General features: G+C 34.8%; 1 protein-coding gene. It reads right to left on the minus strand.

Annotated elements, in window-relative coordinates:
• Positions 1-305 (minus strand): DUF3944 domain-containing protein (locus EII42_RS12715; RefSeq protein ID WP_125172442.1); only part of this gene is annotated, 305 nt, incomplete at both ends.

Consider the following 305-nt stretch of genomic DNA (forward strand, 5'->3'; position numbering starts at 1 on the left):
ATATATGTGTCAATATGCGATCTTCTTTCTCTACAATAGAGCCTTTCGTACTAACTTTGCATTTTTCACAAACATCATTAAGTATTTCCGAATACAAAACCCCTTTACCACCTTTAAAAAAAGTTGCGAAAGTATTGCCTCCGAAGCACTGTAACTCACCAGCGATATCGTCCCAATACTTATTATGTTCAGGATGGAATTGTTTATATTTTTCCCTTTTTGTAAGTTCCTCTGTATAGCGTAGCTTTCCATCAGAATCATGGGTTAAACAATATACTAAAGCATCTAAATCTTTGCTATCTAGC

Source organism: Tessaracoccus sp. OH4464_COT-324, from assembly GCF_003932855.1.
Classification (GTDB): domain Bacteria; phylum Actinomycetota; class Actinomycetes; order Propionibacteriales; family Propionibacteriaceae; genus Arachnia.